Raw genomic sequence first — 14,467 nt, forward strand, 5'->3', positions numbered from 1 at the left:
CAGGCAAGCCGATGGGCCTCCGGCGGGTCCGGGGACGGGCCTCCGCCGGGTCCCGGGGACCGGCCTCAGGAGAGCTGGAGCAGGCCCCGCAGCAGGTCGCGACTCTCGGCCGGGGACGGGCTGTCGTCCTGGAGCTGCTTGATCGCCCGCTCGTACTGGGCGATGTCCTCGCCCTTGTCCAGATAGAGCGCGCTGGTGAGCTGTTCGAGATAGACGACGTCGGTGAGGTCGGACTCGGGGAAGCTCAGCACGGTGAAGGCACCGCTCTCGCCGGAGTGGCCGCCGAAGCTGAACGGCATGACCTGGAGCGTCACGTTCGGGCGCTCCGAGATCTCGATCAGATGCTGGAGCTGACCCCGCATCACTTCCCGGTCGCCGTACGGCCGGCGCAGCGCGGCCTCGTCGAGGACGCAGTGGAACTCGGGGGCGCTCTCGGACACCAGGTACTTCTGGCGCTCCATGCGCAGGGCCACTCGCTTGTCGATCTCGGCCTCGCTCGCGCCCCTCATGCCCCGGGAGACGACCGCGTGCGCGTACGCCTCGGTCTGCACCAGGCCGTGCACGAACTGGACTTCGTAGCTGCGGATGAGGTGGGCCGCCGCTTCGAGGCCGACATAGGTGGGGAACCAGCTCGGCAGGACGTCGGAGTAGCTGTGCCACCAGCCGGCGACATTGGCCTCCTTCGCCAGCGAGAGCAGCGAGGTGCGCTCGGTCTCGTCGGTGACGCCGTAGAGGGTCAACAGGTCCTCCACGTCACGGGTCTTGAAGCTGACCCGGCCGAGTTCCATCCGGCTGATCTTCGACTCCGAGGAGCGGATCGAATACCCGGCCTTCTCCCGGGTGATCCCCTGCGACTCGCGCAGCCGCCTGAGATGCGAACCCAGCAGCATCCGCCTCACCACCGACCCGCTCGATTCACCGGCGCCCACGTTCGTCAGCCTCCCCAACTTCTTCAAGGGCCGCAGTCTGCCACTAAACCACTCCGATCCGCACTCGCCCGGTTACAGAAATGGAAAGTCTTCAACATCTGAGACGGACGAGGTGCAGGGGGCACGGAGACAGGGTGACGGAAGAAATGTTGAGCAAGCGGTATGGGGAGGTCCAATTCGGGCGCGTGCACGTGCATCTGCCCTTGCATCTGCTGTACGCATCAGAAACCATGGTCCCGCGCCACCGCTGCATCGCAACGACCGCGAACACCCGGGAGTGCCTCGCATGGGGACGAATGGATCGACCATGCTCGAACCCTTACGGCAGGGACTTCCGCCACTTGATCCCGCGACCGTGTCCAACGCCGCGTCCTGCGCGCTGCCGCCCCGCTACGAAGCGGTGCGCGAGGCGCGGCAGTTCACCCGGGGCACGCTCGACCAGTGGCGGCTGGACGACCGTTTCGACGACGTCTGCCTCGTGGTCTCCGAACTCGTCACCAACGCGCTGCGGCACGGTCTACCCCTGAGCAACGGCATGGGCCATGGCATGGGGAACGGAGCGCGTCCGGCCCAGGACCCGCCCGTACGGCTGCACTTGATGCGCTGGACCGAGCGGCTGGTGTGCGCGGTGCGCGACCCCAGTCACGACAGCCCGGTCGCGGGCGACTCCGAGGACTTCTCGGCGGAGTCGGGGCGCGGACTGTTCCTGGTCGACTCGTTCGCGGACAGTTGGGGCTGGCATCCGCTGGGCGGCGCGCTCAGCGGCAAGGTCGTGTGGGCGCTGTTCCAGGTGCCGCCGACGGCGGGCCACTCCCCCGCCCATTGAAGAACCGCGGCGCTTTTCGGCGCCGCGGTTCTACGCGTGTCACATCGTCGGGGCCGCGGGCTCCCCGCCCGGCCGGCGGGCGCTAGCCGACCAGGTGGTCGAACTCGCCGTCCTTGACTCCCAGGAGCATCGCCTCGATCTCGGCGCGTGTGTAGACGAGCGCCGGACCGTCGGGGAAGCGGGAGTTGCGCACCGCCACCTCACCGCCGGGCAGCCGGGCGAACTCCACGCAGTTGCCCTGCGAGTTGCTGTGCCTGCTCTTCTGCCAGGCCACCGCGTGGAGCTGGGTCAGCTCCGTCGCGGCCATGCCGTTGTACACGTCATCCACGCCGTACACGTCGTGGTCCACAGGTCGCTCCCCGGGTGGTGCAGTGGTGCGCAGGATGCGCATGGGCACTGGTGTGGCCAGTGATGCCAGTGATGCCGGTGATGCAGCGGTCAACTGCCCCGGATCATAGCTTTGTTCACGTGCGGACGCATGAGCGGATGCATCTGCGCATGCACGAGCAGATGCACGTGCACGGGGGGTGGTCCTGCGGTTACAGCCGCCGGTCGGCGCGCCGGAGGGCAACGGTCGGCACTGGAGAGACGTAGTACGGGGTGTTCCTGTTCCATCGGCGGCTCCGGCGACTCAGGTCGTCCTGATTCATGCGCCCATGTCCCTTCTTACGGGCAGCGGGGCCGTGCGGTTCAGGGGCGCGGAGCGGTGGGCGCAGGATGGCGGGAAACGAGTGCCCCCGGGGAGGTCATGGAGCCTCCCCGGGGGCCGGGTGGGGGGTGGTGGTTCGGGAGAGGGTCGGGGGGCGGGCGGGCTCAGCGGGTGGAGTAGGGCAGGAGGGCCATCTCCCGGGCGTTCTTGATGGCCCGGGCGAGCAGGCGCTGCTGCTGGGCGGTGACACGGGTGACGCGGCGGCTGCGGATCTTGCCGCGGTCGGAGATGAAGCGCCGCAGCAGGTCGGTGTCCTTGTAGTCGATGTACGTGATCTTCGCCTGGTCCAGCGGGTTGGGGCGGGACTTGGCGGGCTTGCGCTCCGGCTTGCGGGGCATGGCGGGTCAGACCTCCAGGAAGGTGTCGAAGGGGCGCGGCAGGCGTTCCCAGGCGGCGCGTCCGGCGGCGTACTCGGCGTCGGTGAGCAGGCAGGACTCCAGGAGCTGTTCGAGTCCGTCGCGGTCCAGGCCCGGGGAGGTGAAGACCAGGTGCTGGCAGCGGTCGCCGTGTTCCGGGTGCCAGTCGAGGGCGGCGGCGGCCCGGCGGACCGGGGGGACCAGGTCCCAGGCGGCGTCCGGGAGCGAGGCGAGCCAGGGGCCCACCGACTCCACGCACAGGGCGCCGCCGGCCGCGTCCCAGTGCAGCAGGGTGTCGGGGCGCTCGGCCAGCCAGAACCTGCCGCGGCTGCGGGCGGCGGCACAGCAGAGGTCTTCGAGCGCGGCGTAGAGCCGTTCCGGGTGGAAGGGGCGGTGGCGGTGCCAGACGAGGGTGGTGACGCCGTGTTCGTCGGCGTCGGTGGGGAGGAGGGCGGAGGCGGGGTGTTGGGCGGCGGCCGCGGCGTCCACGTCGAAACCGGCGAAGGCGGCGGCGACGAGGTGAGTCGGGGAGCGCCGTTGGGGCTGCTGCGAGTGGCCGGGTACGGGCGCGTCGTGGCTGGTCGCGCAGTTCCCCGCGCCCCTTTCAGGGCCTTCGGCCCCTTCAGGGGCGTGGGCCGTGAACCAGGCCGACCAGGGGTCCGGCATGGCCGCGGAAGGAGCGGACGTGCCCCGTTCGATGGGCACCCTGTGGGCCGTCGGGTGGAGTTGGGCCAGTAGGGCCCTGTCCTCGTCGTCCGCCTCCTCCGAGTCCAGTACGGCCAGGATCGGGGCGTATTCGAGTTGGCGGGCGAAGGTGTCGGCGACCGTGCGCTGGTCGGTGGTGGCGGCGGCGAGGCCCGCGTCGGCGAGGTCGTCGCCGTTGCCCAGGTAGGGGAGGAGGAGGGCGGGGTCGACGGCCGTGACGACCGAGGTGAGGCGAAGGCCGCCGGCCGCGATCACCTCCGCCATCGCCTTCGGTTCCACCGAGTCCCAGAGTTCGACCACGGCCAGGCGGGTCAGGCCCGCGTCGGCCAGGCGCCGCAGCTCGGGGACGAGGTCCTCGCGGAGGGCGCAGCAGGCGCAGTCGTTGACGAGCGGGGTCTCACCGGTGGAGATGAGACCCGCGGCGTCCCGTACGGTCCGGACGACCTTGGCGTCGGGGCCGTCGGTGGCGGTGGTGAGGTCGTGGTGCAGCGCGACGCTGCCCGGGACCCCGGCGAGCAGCGCCTCGACGGCGGCCCGCCGGGCGTCGGCGTGCAGCCCGCCGACGATCGCGACAGACAGCTGGGTCACGTCGGTCAGCCCCGCTTCTTCCCGGTCGATCCGGCCGTCTTGTCCGCTCCGGTCGATCCGGTCGATGCAGCTGATTCGGTCGATGCGGTCGATCCGGCCTTCCCCGCGCCGTACCGCTTCTCGAACTTCTCCACGCGGCCCGCCGTGTCCAGCACGCGGGCGGTGCCGGTGTAGAAGGGGTGGCTGACGTTCGAGATCTCGACGTCGACTACGGGGTAGGTGTTGCCGTCCTCCCACTCGATCGTCTTCTCGCTCGTCATCGTCGAGCGGGTGAGGAAGGTGTGGTTCGCGGCACGGTCCCGGAAGACGACGGGCCCGTACGACGGGTGGATGTCCTTCTTCATCGCGGTCAGCGCTCCTCTCGGAAGTCGACGTGGCGGCCGGCCCTCGGGTCGAACTTGCGCAGCGTCAGCCGGTCCGGGTCGTTCCGGCGGTTCTTGCGGGTGACGTAGGTGTAGCCGGTGCCGGCCGTGGACCGGAGTTTGATGACCGGCCGGAGTTCGTTGCGTGCCATGCTGCTACCTTACTGAAAATGAATTCCATTTACATCACTGGATCGAGAGAGGTGCATCACCCTTGTCCGCCCACTGCATGCTGACCGGCGCCCAGCCCGGCTTCGGCAACCGCATCTCGCACTCCCACCGGCGTACGTCCCGCCGTTTCGACCCGAACATCCAGTCCAAGCGGTACTGGCTGCCCAGCGAGAACCGCCATGTGCGGCTCCGGCTGAGCACGAAGGGGATCAAGACCGTGGACGTCATCGGCGTCGAGGCGGCGGTCGCGCGGATCCGTGCCCGGGGGGTGCGGGTCTGATGGCGAAGAAGAGCAAGATCGCGAAGAACGAGCGACGGCAGGAGATCGTCGCGCGGTACGCCGCGCGGCGGGCCGAGCTGAAGGAGATCATCCGGCGGCCGTCCTCGACGGAGGCCGAACGCGAGGCCGCCCAGCGGGAGTTGCGCGCCCAGCCGCGCGACGCGAGCGCCACCCGCGTCCGCAACCGGGACCAGGTCGACGGACGGCCCCGGGGGTACTTCCGGACGTTCGGACTGTCACGGGTGAGTCTGCGGGAGCAGGCGCACGCGGGGTTCCTGCCGGGGGTGCGTAAGTCGTCCTGGTAGGGGTGAGGGCGGTGCGTCGGGGCGGGTCGCCTCTCGGCGGGGGCCGGGGCGGCGTCGGCTCCAGGCCCGGGCGGCGTCGGCTCCTGGCCGGGCTGGGCCGGGGAGTCCCGGCCCAGCCCGGCCGGGAAGTCCTTGGAGTCCTCACAGTTCCCGGCCGTCTGCCGCCGAGCCGCTGCTGGTAGCTTGCCGCTGTCGCCGCGGCGACAGGATCTGGCCACGGCTTTGGGAGACCTCCAGTGACTACGGCGATGACGGCAGGGCCCGCGACGCCCACGACACCCACGGCGCCCACGACCAGGGCGGCTTCCGTACGCCGGCGCGTGCGCGTCGCGGCCGCGGCCGCCGGGCTCGCGGCCGCGCTCGTGCTGACCGGGTGCAGCAGCGACGACGGCGGCTCTGAGGCCAAGGAGTCGTCGCCCGCCCCGACCGCGACGGACGGCGGCGGCTCCGGGGACTCCGGCGACTCCTCCGGCACCGAGACGGAGTTGCAGGGCAACTGGCTGGCCACGACCGACGGCAAGGCAGTCGCCCTGTTCGTCAACGGTGACGAGGTCGCCGTCTTCGCGGGCACCGCGGTGTGCGGCGGCAAGGTCTCCGACGCGGCGAACATGCGGATGATCAGCCTCAAGTGCCAGGACGGCAGCGACGACCGCACCGAGGGCATGGTGGACAAGGTCAGCGCGAAGTCCCTCACGATCACCTGGGAGGGCGGCGTCGGCGAGGAGACGTTCCAGAAGGCGGAGGGGTCCCTGCCGTCGGGGCTGCCGACGGATCTGCCCACGGCGAGCGCCGGGTCGTAGAACCGGCGTGGTTCAGGGTTCAGGTCGTAGAAAGGCGTAGATCAGGTCGTAGATCGGGCCTACGGCGCGCTGCGGATCGTAGATCATGTGGATCATGTGTCGGACGGGTCGGGAACCTCCGGGTTCCGCGGCCCGTTCGCCCTTTCACGCCACCACCGGCTGTGCTGTGACAGCCACGAACTCCACCGGGATCCTCATGCGCACCGCTCCGACCGCCCTCGCCGCCGCCCTTCTCGCGGCCCTCACCCTGACCGCCTGCAGCAGTGACGGCGGAGAGGGCGGGGGTGGCACGGGTGACGACGGCAAGACCGGCGCCGCAACCGCCGAGAGCGGGAAGGGGGGCGCCTGTACGGCCGCGCAGGCCGGCTTCGAGATCGGGCCCAGCAGCGCCGCGCCGGCCGCCGGTGACGAGGGTGCCGTACCGGTCACCGTCACCAACAAGGGCGAGGCCGCCTGCACGCTGAAGGGCCTGGCCGGGGTCGACCTGTTCGCCGGCGACAAGTCCTGGGCGCTCAAGCCGCAGGAGGGCGCGGCCCAGGACTCCGAGGTGACGCTGGAGAGCGGTCAGTCGATGTCGTTCACCATCGCGTATGTGCGCGGGGTCGCCGGTGACACGGAGAAGAGCGCCAAGGTGGACGAGCTGAGGCTCACCCTGCCCGGTGACAGCAAGGTCAACAGCTTCAAGTGGCCCGACCCCGAGGTCGCGGTCAAGTCCGAGAGCACGCTGGACGCGACGGTGGGGCCGTTCCTGCCCGCGGGTGACTGAACAACCGGAGTCGGTCACGCGTCCGGGCCCGAGTCCGCGTCCGGGCCCGAGTCCGGGCGCAGGTCCGTGTCCGCGTTCCCGTTCGCTCTCGCCCGCACTTTCGCTCTCGCTCTCGCTTTGGCTTTCGCTCTCGCATCATGACGGCAGTCGGGGCCGTGCCCTGACCTGGGCGCGGTCCGCCGCCTCCGACCCCTGTTGCCAGCCGGCCAGGTCGCTGACGCCCCGGACGCGGGTGGTGACCGTGTCCGGGAACATCCGGGTGACCTGTTCGCGGACGGCGATGTCGCGGGCGGCGAGGACGGGCAGGAGATCCGGTTGCGGGGCGCCCGGCCCGCGCGCGCCCGCACTCTCGGCCTCCGCCTCCGCCTCGGCGACCTGGGCTTCGGCGACCTCGGCCAGCCGGTCCCCTATGCGGTGGGCGTAGGCGGCCAGGAAGGACTGCCGGAAGGTCTTGGTCCGCTTGCGGCCGCCCTTGCGCTGGGCCGCCTCCGCCTTGGTCAGGGCGGTGGTGGCCTGGACGAGGAGCGAGGTGTGGAGCAGTTCGACCGCCTCCAGGTCGGCCTCGAAACCGACGACCGTGGAGAAGCCGAGGTCCTCGTTCCAGACGGCCTCGCAGCGGTTGGCCCGGGCCACCGCGTCGAGGAGCATCGCCTTGGCCGTCTCGTACGGTGCGTCCACGCCGATCCGGCACGCGCCGGGCGCGTTCTGGCTGTGCGCGCGGGCCGCGATCAGCGCCTCATCGATGCTGTGCCGGGCCATCAGCTCCTGCGCCTTGGCGCTGAGCGCCTCCGCCTCCTCCGGGAACCCGGTCGCCTCCGCCTTGGCGAGGAGCGCGCGGATACGGCTGAGCATGCGGGATTCGGGGTGGGGCGAGTTCTGTGCGCCGCCGGTCGGCCGCGGCCTGTCCAGGTGTTCGAGGCTGGGGAGGCGCAGAAGGAGGCGGTACAGCTCCAGGGTCTCGGTGGCCTGCGAGAAGCGGTCCGTGCGGGCGGGGTCCGCGACCAGCTCCCTGACCTCGTCGAGCTGGGCGGCCCAGCGAGGGCCGGGAGGTGGCTGCCGCTTCCCCGCCGTCGTCGCCCCCGCGTGTGCCGCGTCCCCGTGCTCCGCTTCCTCGACGACGAGCCGCGCGAGGAGGCGTACGTGCTCGTCCGCGAGCTCGCGCCGCACGAACCGTACGACGTCGGCGGGCTGCCAGCCGCGCCGCCAGGCCCCGGCGACGAACTCCCGTCCGCGCCGGGCGAGTTCCGCGTCGGCCGCCGGGTCGGCGGCGAGCAGGGAGGCGCCGGTGTCGAGGGCGGCGTCGGTGTCGGCGTAGAGGGCCGCTTCGAAGGCGCGGTCCACCGTGCTGGTCGTACTCACGTGTTCGATCGTGTCATGAGGCCTCGGGGGGTGGGGCTGGCCCTACCCCGGGGACGCCCTTTAGTGGTCGTGTGCGGACGGGGCGCGGACGGTTCGCTTGAGGCATGACCACGACAGAGGCATCAGGCACATCAGGGGCAAGTGAATCGGGGGAGGTCGCCGGAACGACGGGGTTGGCGGCCGTACGTGTACGGGGCCTGCGGCGGTCGTACGGGGATGTCGTCGCCCTCGACGGGGTGGATCTCGACTTCGGGGCCGGGACCTTCACGGCGGTGATGGGGCCCTCGGGGTCGGGGAAGTCGACGCTGTTGCAGTGTGCGGCGGGGCTGGACCGGCCCTCGGGCGGGACGGTGCGGGTCGACGGGGTGGAACTGGCCGGGCTGAGCGAGCGGCGGCTGACACTGCTGCGCCGGGAGCGGATCGGTTTCGTGTTCCAGGCCTTCAACCTCCTCCCCTCCCTCACCGCCGCGCAGAACGTCGCCCTGCCGCTGCGGCTCGCCGGGCGCCGCCCCTCGCGCGGGGCGGTGCGCCAGGCCCTCGACCGGGTGGGGCTGGCTGATCGGGCGGGACACCGGCCGGCCCAGCTGTCCGGCGGGCAGCAGCAGCGGGTCGCCCTGGCCCGGGCGCTGTTCACCCGCCCGGCGGTCCTCTTCGGCGACGAGCCCACCGGGGCGCTGGACACCACGACCAGCCGTGAAGTGCTGTGCCTGCTGCGGGAGTTGGTGGACCGGGAGGGGCAGACGACGGTCATGGTCACGCACGATCCGGTGGCCGCGTCGTACGCGGACCGGGTGGTGTTCCTGGTCGACGGGCGGGTGAGCGGGGAACTGGTCCGGCCGTCGGTGGAGGGGGTGGCGGCGCGTATGGCGGGGTTGGAGCGGGATGCCGGGGCGGCGGGGAGATCCGGTGCGGCCGGGAGGGTCGGTGCCGCCGGGAGGGCCGGTGCGGCTGGTTCGGTGAGTGCGGCTGGTGCGGTTCGTGCCGTTGGGGCGGTTGGGGCGGCCGGGGGCGGGGTCGTCGGGAACGGGATCGTCGGGGGTGTGACGTGCTGACGCCGGCGTCGTTGCGTACGCGGTGGGCCGCGTTGCTCGGGGCGTTCGTCGCGGTGGCGTTGGGGGTCGGGGTGATGACGGCCATGGGGCTCGGGCTCGCGGCATCGCTCGATCCGCCCGCGCGTGCGCCGGAGCGTTTCGGGTCCTCCCCCGTGGTGGTGGCGGGGCCGGACAGTCTGACGGTGGAGGTACGGCGGGGGCCGGGGACGACCCGGGTCTCGAAGAAGCTGGCGCATCCACACCCTGTGGACAAGCGACTGCTGGCCGAGCTGCGGAAGCTGGGGCCGGTGACGACGGACGGGGCGGGCGGCGCGGCGGCCCGGGACACTGTCGGGGTCGACGCGGCCGGGGTCGACGCGGTCGGGGTGGACGCTGCCGTCGGGGACGTACGGGCGGTGGTCGGGGACCGGGCGCGGGTGCTGACCGGGGACGCGCGGCGGCAGGTGGATCCGGCGTACGAGCGGGACGCGGAGGCGTTGGTCGCCGTCAACTCGCTGCTGGGGACCGCGGGCGGGGTCACCACCTTCGTGTCGGTGTTCGTGACGGCGTCGACGTTCGCCTTCGTGGTGGCCCTGCGCAGACGGGAGTTCGGGCTGTTGCGGATGGCGGGTGCGACACCGGGCCAGGTACGGCGGCAGGTGCTCGGGGAGGCCCTGGCGGTCGGAGTGGCGGGGTCGAGCGCGGGGTGTGCGCTGGGGGCGTGGGGGGCGCCTGTGCTGGTACGGGAGTTGGTGGACGGCGGGGTCGCGCCCTCGTGGTTCGCGGTGCCGGACGCGGTGATGTGGCCGTACCACGTGGCCTTCTGGACGGGGGTGTCGGTGGCGTTCGCGGGAGCATGGGTCGCCGCGCGGCGGGCCGGGCGGATCGGGCCCGTGGAGGCGTTGCGCGAGGCGTCCGTGGACACGGGGGTGCTGCCGCTGTCGCGCCGGGTGATCGGTTGTGTGCTGCTGGCGGGTGGACTGGGGCTGCTGGCCTGGAAGTTGGGGACCGACCCCGCCGAACTGCTGAAGCGGAAGACGTACACCACCCAGCCGATGGTCCTGATCACGGCGGTGGCCGCGCTGGCACCGCTGCTCGTCCGTCCGGTCGTACGGCTGGTGGGGGCGGGGCTGCCCGGGGCCGCCGGGCTGCTGATCCGGGAGAACGCGGCCACGTCCGTACGCCGTAGCGCCGCCGTCGCCGCGCCGGTGCTGGTGACCGTCGCGCTGGCCGGTTCGCTGCTGGGGTCCGCCGGGACGGTGGCGGGGGCGAAGGGGGCGGAGGCGCAGGCGCGTACGCGGGCGGACTTCGTGGTCACGGGTGAGGTGGGCGCGCGGGGTGGTGCGGAGAGTGGTGCGGGGGTGCGGGCCGAGGCGGTGGGGCGCGCCGCCGGGAGTGGGGCGACCGTGGCCGGGTCGGCTTCCACCGCTGTGTATGTGGTGGAGGAGGGGACCGCGCTCGTGCGGTCCGACGCGCGGGCGGTGACGGATGTGGCGGCCTTCGCGGCGGTGTCGCGGCTGCCGGTGGTCGCCGGTGACGTACGGGATCTCGACGACCGGTCGATCGTCGTCAACGAGGAGTGGGAGCGGCACGAGGTGGGGCAGACCGTGCGGGTGTGGCTCGGGGACGGGCGTCCGGTACGGCTGCGGATCGTGGCGGTGCTCGCGGAGGGGACCGGGGACAACGGGGCGTATGTGACCGCCGCGAACGCCGGTGGGGCGGTGGTGGACCGGGTCGAGGTGCGGGTGGGAAGCGGGCGCGGGGTGGACCGGGCAGGGGTCGGGGCGGCGCTCGGGCGGGCGGCCGGGGCCGGGGCTGGGCTTGGGGCCGGGGTGACGGTCCGGTCGGCTGAGGAGTGGCTCTCGGCGAACCGTCCCGGTACCAAGGCGCACACCCGGCTCGGGTTTCTCGTGGTGCTGGGGATCGCGCTCGTGTACACGGGGATCTCGCTGGCCGGGACGTTGGTGATGGCCACGTCGGCGCGGGGGGCGGAGCTGCGGTCGTTGCGGCTCGCCGGGGCCACCCGGGGGCAGGTGCGGGTGGTTGTGATGGGGGAGGCGTTGGTCGCGGTTGTGGCGGGGGTGGTGCTGGGGGTGGCCGTCACCGCGCTGAATCTGGCCGGGGTGGTGGGCGCGTTGGGGGTGTTGGCGGCGCCGGTGGGGGTGGTGGTGCCGTGGGGTGTCGTCGGGGGGTGTGTCGGGGCGTGCGGGGTGGTTGCCGTGGTCGCCGTCGGCGGGGTGCTGGGGCGGCGGTGAGGCGGGCTGGGCGCCGTCGTCCGGGGTGGGGTGGGTGTGGTGTCGCGGGTGCGGGTGAGTTGCGGCTGGGCGCGCAGTTCCCCGCGCCCCTTGGGGGGCCGCTGCTGTGTGCGGCGAGCCGCGACGGACGTATGACTAGTGTCAACTTCAGGTTGACAGGGCTCCACTGTCAACCTACGGTTGACACATGACTACGAACCCGCGAGTCTCCGCTTCCATTCGTCTCGACGACCTCATCGAAGCCATCAAGAAGGTTCATCCGGAGCCCCTCGATCAGCTGCAGGACGCGGTGATCGCCGCGGATCATCTCGGTGATGTGGCCGACCATCTGATCGGGCACTTCGTGGATCAGGCCCGGCGTTCGGGCGCGTCGTGGACGGACATCGGCAGGAGCATGGGGGTGACACGGCAGGCCGCGCAGAAGCGGTTCGTGCCGAAGGCCGAGAACGACCTCGACGCCAGCCAGGGGTTCAGCCGCTTCACCCCGCGCGCCCGGAACGTGGTCACGGCCGCCCACAACGAGGGCAAGGCCGCCGGCGCCGTCGAGGGCCTGCCCGCCCACCTCGTCCTCGGCCTCCTCGCCGAGCCGGAGGGCCTCGGCACCAAGGCGCTCGTCGCCCAGGGCGTCTCCCCCGAGGCCGTACGGGAAGCCGCCACGGCCACCCTGCCGCCCGCCTCCGCCGAGGTCCCCGAACTCATCCCCTACGGCGCCGACGCCAAGAAGGTCCTCGAACTCACCTTCCGCGAAGCCCTCCGCCTCGGCCACAACTACATCGGCACGGAGCACATCCTGCTGGCCCTGCTGGAGTTCGAGAACGGGCAGGGAGTACTCAGCGGCCTCGGCGTGACCAAGGAGGCCACCGAGGCGGACGTGGCCAAGGCACTCCAGGCGGTCCAAGCGGTCGTGGAGGGACAGGGCCAGTGAGCCGAGGGCACGGGCCGCACCGCGCGGTGCCGCTCCCTGCCTGAGACGTACGGGCACAGCCTGAGACGTACGGGCGCAGCCTGAGACGTACGGGCGCAGCCTGAGATGTACGGGCGCAGCCTGAGATGTACGGGCGCAGCCTGAGATGTACGGGCGCAGAGCGAGAAGCGCGGCTCCGGAGCCGGTGGCCTCCGGGCCCCGCCCGCCGTTCCCGCCCGTTGTCAGACCCCCCTGCCACACTCGCACCCATGACCGACCGGTGGGCGCTCGCGACGACCGAGGACGGCGGCGTGGAGGTCGCCCCCCTCGGGGTGGACGGCATGCTCGCGGGGCCGGTGACGCGGGAGGCGGATCTCGCGGAGGCCGTGCGGCGGCGGGGGCCGGAGGTGGGGCGGTGGGTGTGGCGGGCCACCGGGGAGGTGTATCCGCGACTGCTCGCCACGGGGGTGCGCGTGGAGCGGTGCTACGACATCGAGGACGCCGAGAGTCTGCTGCTCGGGTACGAGGGTCGTCTCGGTGAGCCGCGTTCCGCTGCCGCCGCCCTCGCCCGCCTCCGTCGTACGGCCGTCCCGCCGGACCCGCCCGCCCGGTCCGCCGACCCCGGCGGCCAGCCCTCCCTCTTCGAGCCCCGCCCCGTCCACGTCCCCCTCACCGACCTCGTCGAGGTGTACGCGGACCAGCAGCGGCGACACGACGCGACCGCACACCCGGACCGGATGCGGCTGCTGACCGCCGCCGAGTCGGCCGGGATGCTCGTCGCCGCCGAGATGAACCGGGCGGGGCTGCCCTGGCGGGCCGACGTGCACCGGGAGGTGCTGCGCGAACTGCTCGGCGAGCGGTACGCGGGCGGAGGCGAACCCCGCCGCCTCGCCGAACTCGCCGAGGACGTGTCGAACGCCTTCGGGCGCCGCGTGCGGCCCGATCTGCCCGCCGATGTCGTCAAGGCCTTCGCGCAGGCCGGGGTCCGTATCCGCTCCACCCGTCGCTGGGAGATCGAGGCCCTCGACCACCCCGCCGTGAAGCCCCTCCTCGAATACAAGCGGCTGTACCGCATCTGGGTCGCCCACGGGTGGTCCTGGCTCCAGGACTGGGTCCGCGACGGGCGGTTCCGGCCCGAGTTCCTCGCGCACGGCACCGTCACCGGGCGCTGGGTCACCAACGGCGGGGGCGCCCTCCAGATCCCCAAGGTGATCCGCCGCGCCTGTGTCGCCGACCCGGGCTGGCGGCTCGTCGTCGCCGACGCCGACCAGATGGAACCCCGGGTGCTGGCCGCCATCTCCCGCGATCCCGGGCTCATGGAGGTCGCGGGCCGCGGCACCGACCTCTACCAGTCCGTCTCCGACCGCGCCTTCGCCGGGGACCGCGCGCAGGCCAAGCTCGCCGTGCTAGGTGCCGTGTACGGGCAGACCTCCGGGGACGGCCTCAAGAACCTCGCCGCGCTGCGCCGCCGGTTCCCGCGCGCCGTGCGGTACGTCGACGACGCGGCCCGCGCGGGCGAGGAGGGCCGGCTCGTACGGACCTGGCTCGGGCGTACGTGTCCACCGGCGGCCGGGGCCTCCGACGCGGCGGGCGAGGAGGCGGGCATCCCCCAGGCCGACGACGACCTCGGCGGGTCCCGGGAACAGGGACAGGGACAGGGGGACGAGTGGGTGCCCGGGTACGCCTCCACCAACTCCCGCGCCCGGGGCCGCTTCGCCCGCAACTTCGTCGTCCAGGGCAGCGCCGCCGACTGGACCCTGCTCCTCCTCGCCGCCCTGCGCCGCGCGCTCGACGGGATGGCCGCGGAACTGGTCTTCTTCCAGCACGACGAGGTGATAGTGCACTGCCCGGTGGAGGAGGCGGAGGCCGTCGTGGCGGCGATCCGGGAGGCGTCGGAGCTGTCGGGGCGGCTGACGTTCGGGGAGACGCCGGTGCGGTTTCCTTTTACGACGGCGGTGGTGGAGTGCTACGCGGATGCGAAGTGAGGGGGCGGGGGGCGCCTTCCGGGGTGGGGAGTTCTGTCGGCCGGCGGCTGCGGGATCGTCGTGGCTGGTCGTGCCCACGCGGCGGTAGCCGCAGATCCAATGCCGCCCCGCGCCCCTGGAAGGCGGCTGCGCCGCC

General features: G+C 72.6%; 16 protein-coding genes. 9 read left to right on the forward strand and 7 right to left on the reverse strand.

What is annotated here, in order from left to right:
• Positions 1–65: 65 nt before the first annotated feature.
• Positions 66–902: a Sco1979 family transcriptional regulator gene (locus ABT147_RS34670; RefSeq protein ID WP_502983210.1), complete on the reverse strand. Its 837-nt coding sequence runs from the start codon at positions 900–902 to the stop codon at positions 66–68.
• 313 nt (positions 903–1,215) lie between these two features.
• Between ABT147_RS34670 and ABT147_RS34675 the strand changes: the two genes are divergently transcribed.
• A complete protein-coding gene (locus ABT147_RS34675; RefSeq protein ID WP_351413656.1) occupies positions 1,216–1,755 on the forward strand; it encodes an ATP-binding protein in 540 nt (179 codons plus the stop codon).
• Positions 1,756–1,837: 82 nt separating this feature from the next.
• Here ABT147_RS34675 and ABT147_RS34680 read toward each other — a convergent pair whose 3' ends face one another.
• The 5 genes from ABT147_RS34680 to rpmG all read right to left on the reverse strand — a co-directional run bounded on the left by ABT147_RS34680 (position 1,838) and on the right by rpmG (position 4,627).
• On the reverse strand, positions 1,838–2,104 hold the full coding sequence (locus ABT147_RS34680) for a DUF397 domain-containing protein (RefSeq protein ID WP_013001698.1): 267 nt from the start codon (positions 2,102–2,104) through the stop codon (positions 1,838–1,840).
• Positions 2,105–2,568: 464 nt separating this feature from the next.
• Positions 2,569–2,802 carry a 30S ribosomal protein S18 gene (gene rpsR / locus ABT147_RS34685; protein ID WP_351413658.1) on the reverse strand — a complete coding sequence of 78 codons (234 nt, stop codon included), beginning with the start codon at positions 2,800–2,802 and terminating at the stop codon, positions 2,569–2,571.
• Between the two features lie 6 nt (positions 2,803–2,808).
• Positions 2,809–4,113 carry a CobW family GTP-binding protein gene (locus ABT147_RS34690; protein ID WP_351413660.1) on the reverse strand — a complete coding sequence of 435 codons (1,305 nt, stop codon included), beginning with the start codon at positions 4,111–4,113 and terminating at the stop codon, positions 2,809–2,811.
• A gap of 5 nt (positions 4,114–4,118) precedes the next feature.
• Entirely contained in the window at positions 4,119–4,457 is a 339-nt protein-coding gene (locus tag ABT147_RS34695; RefSeq protein ID WP_351413662.1) for a type B 50S ribosomal protein L31, read from the reverse strand.
• Positions 4,458–4,462: 5 nt separating this feature from the next.
• A complete protein-coding gene (gene rpmG, locus ABT147_RS34700) occupies positions 4,463–4,627 on the reverse strand; it encodes a 50S ribosomal protein L33 (RefSeq protein WP_326579422.1) in 165 nt (54 codons plus the stop codon).
• Positions 4,628–4,689: 62 nt separating this feature from the next.
• On the opposite strand from rpmG, the gene rpmB reads away from it, so the two are divergent.
• The 4 genes from rpmB to ABT147_RS34720 all read left to right on the forward strand — a co-directional run bounded on the left by rpmB (position 4,690) and on the right by ABT147_RS34720 (position 6,797).
• On the forward strand, positions 4,690–4,926 hold the full coding sequence (rpmB, locus tag ABT147_RS34705) for a 50S ribosomal protein L28 (RefSeq protein WP_037702498.1): 237 nt from the start codon (positions 4,690–4,692) through the stop codon (positions 4,924–4,926).
• Entirely contained in the window at positions 4,926–5,231 is a 306-nt protein-coding gene (gene rpsN, locus ABT147_RS34710) for a 30S ribosomal protein S14 (protein ID WP_351413665.1), read from the forward strand. The genes rpmB and rpsN overlap by 1 nt, the downstream gene beginning before the upstream one ends.
• A 248-nt stretch (positions 5,232–5,479) precedes the next feature.
• On the forward strand, positions 5,480–6,031 hold the full coding sequence (locus ABT147_RS34715) for a hypothetical protein (protein WP_351413667.1): 552 nt from the start codon (positions 5,480–5,482) through the stop codon (positions 6,029–6,031).
• Positions 6,032–6,197: 166 nt separating this feature from the next.
• Complete coding sequence (locus ABT147_RS34720) at positions 6,198–6,797, forward strand: DUF4232 domain-containing protein (RefSeq protein ID WP_351413669.1); 600 nt, start codon at positions 6,198–6,200, stop codon at positions 6,795–6,797.
• Between the two features lie 135 nt (positions 6,798–6,932).
• Here the strand turns inward: ABT147_RS34720 and ABT147_RS34725 are convergent, their stop codons facing one another.
• Positions 6,933–8,156, reverse strand: a complete 1,224-nt coding sequence (locus ABT147_RS34725; protein WP_351413671.1) for a DUF2786 domain-containing protein — start codon at positions 8,154–8,156, stop codon at positions 6,933–6,935.
• Positions 8,157–8,260: 104 nt separating this feature from the next.
• Between ABT147_RS34725 and ABT147_RS34730 the strand changes: the two genes are divergently transcribed.
• The 4 genes from ABT147_RS34730 (at position 8,261) to ABT147_RS34745 (ending at position 14,331) form a co-directional block, all read left to right on the forward strand.
• The gene (locus ABT147_RS34730; RefSeq protein ID WP_351413672.1) at positions 8,261–9,208 is read left to right on the forward strand and encodes an ABC transporter ATP-binding protein; all 948 of its coding nucleotides are present in this window, start codon (positions 8,261–8,263) and stop codon (positions 9,206–9,208) included.
• Positions 9,202–11,442: an FtsX-like permease family protein gene (locus ABT147_RS34735; RefSeq protein WP_351413674.1), complete on the forward strand. Its 2,241-nt coding sequence runs from the start codon at positions 9,202–9,204 to the stop codon at positions 11,440–11,442. The genes ABT147_RS34730 and ABT147_RS34735 overlap by 7 nt, the downstream gene beginning before the upstream one ends.
• Before the next feature lie 394 nt (positions 11,443–11,836).
• Positions 11,837–12,367, forward strand: coding sequence for a Clp protease N-terminal domain-containing protein (locus ABT147_RS34740; protein WP_502983211.1), 531 nt, complete (start codon positions 11,837–11,839; stop codon positions 12,365–12,367).
• A 248-nt stretch (positions 12,368–12,615) separates the two neighbouring features.
• The gene (locus ABT147_RS34745; protein ID WP_351413678.1) at positions 12,616–14,331 is read left to right on the forward strand and encodes a bifunctional 3'-5' exonuclease/DNA polymerase; all 1,716 of its coding nucleotides are present in this window, start codon (positions 12,616–12,618) and stop codon (positions 14,329–14,331) included.
• Positions 14,332–14,467: the final 136 nt, after the last annotated feature.

It is taken from the genome of Streptomyces sp. NPDC001868 (assembly GCF_040297125.1).
Classification (GTDB): domain Bacteria; phylum Actinomycetota; class Actinomycetes; order Streptomycetales; family Streptomycetaceae; genus Streptomyces.

What these genes read in the sequence shown, in the direction of transcription:
- ABT147_RS34675 (WP_351413656.1), top strand. Translation starts at nt 1,216, where the DNA reads ATGGGGACGAATGGATCGACCATGCTCGAACCCTTACGGCAGGGACTT.
- rpsR (WP_351413658.1), bottom strand. Translation starts at nt 2,802, where the DNA reads ATGCCCCGCAAGCCGGAGCGCAAGCCCGCCAAGTCCCGCCCCAACCCG.
- ABT147_RS34695 (WP_351413662.1), bottom strand. Translation starts at nt 4,457, where the DNA reads ATGAAGAAGGACATCCACCCGTCGTACGGGCCCGTCGTCTTCCGGGAC.
- rpmG (WP_326579422.1), bottom strand. Translation starts at nt 4,627, where the DNA reads ATGGCACGCAACGAACTCCGGCCGGTCATCAAACTCCGGTCCACGGCC.
- rpsN (WP_351413665.1), top strand. Translation starts at nt 4,926, where the DNA reads ATGGCGAAGAAGAGCAAGATCGCGAAGAACGAGCGACGGCAGGAGATC.
- ABT147_RS34715 (WP_351413667.1), top strand. Translation starts at nt 5,480, where the DNA reads ATGACGGCAGGGCCCGCGACGCCCACGACACCCACGGCGCCCACGACC.
- ABT147_RS34730 (WP_351413672.1), top strand. Translation starts at nt 8,261, where the DNA reads ATGACCACGACAGAGGCATCAGGCACATCAGGGGCAAGTGAATCGGGG.
- ABT147_RS34740 (WP_502983211.1), top strand. Translation starts at nt 11,837, where the DNA reads ATGGGGGTGACACGGCAGGCCGCGCAGAAGCGGTTCGTGCCGAAGGCC.
- ABT147_RS34745 (WP_351413678.1), top strand. Translation starts at nt 12,616, where the DNA reads ATGACCGACCGGTGGGCGCTCGCGACGACCGAGGACGGCGGCGTGGAG.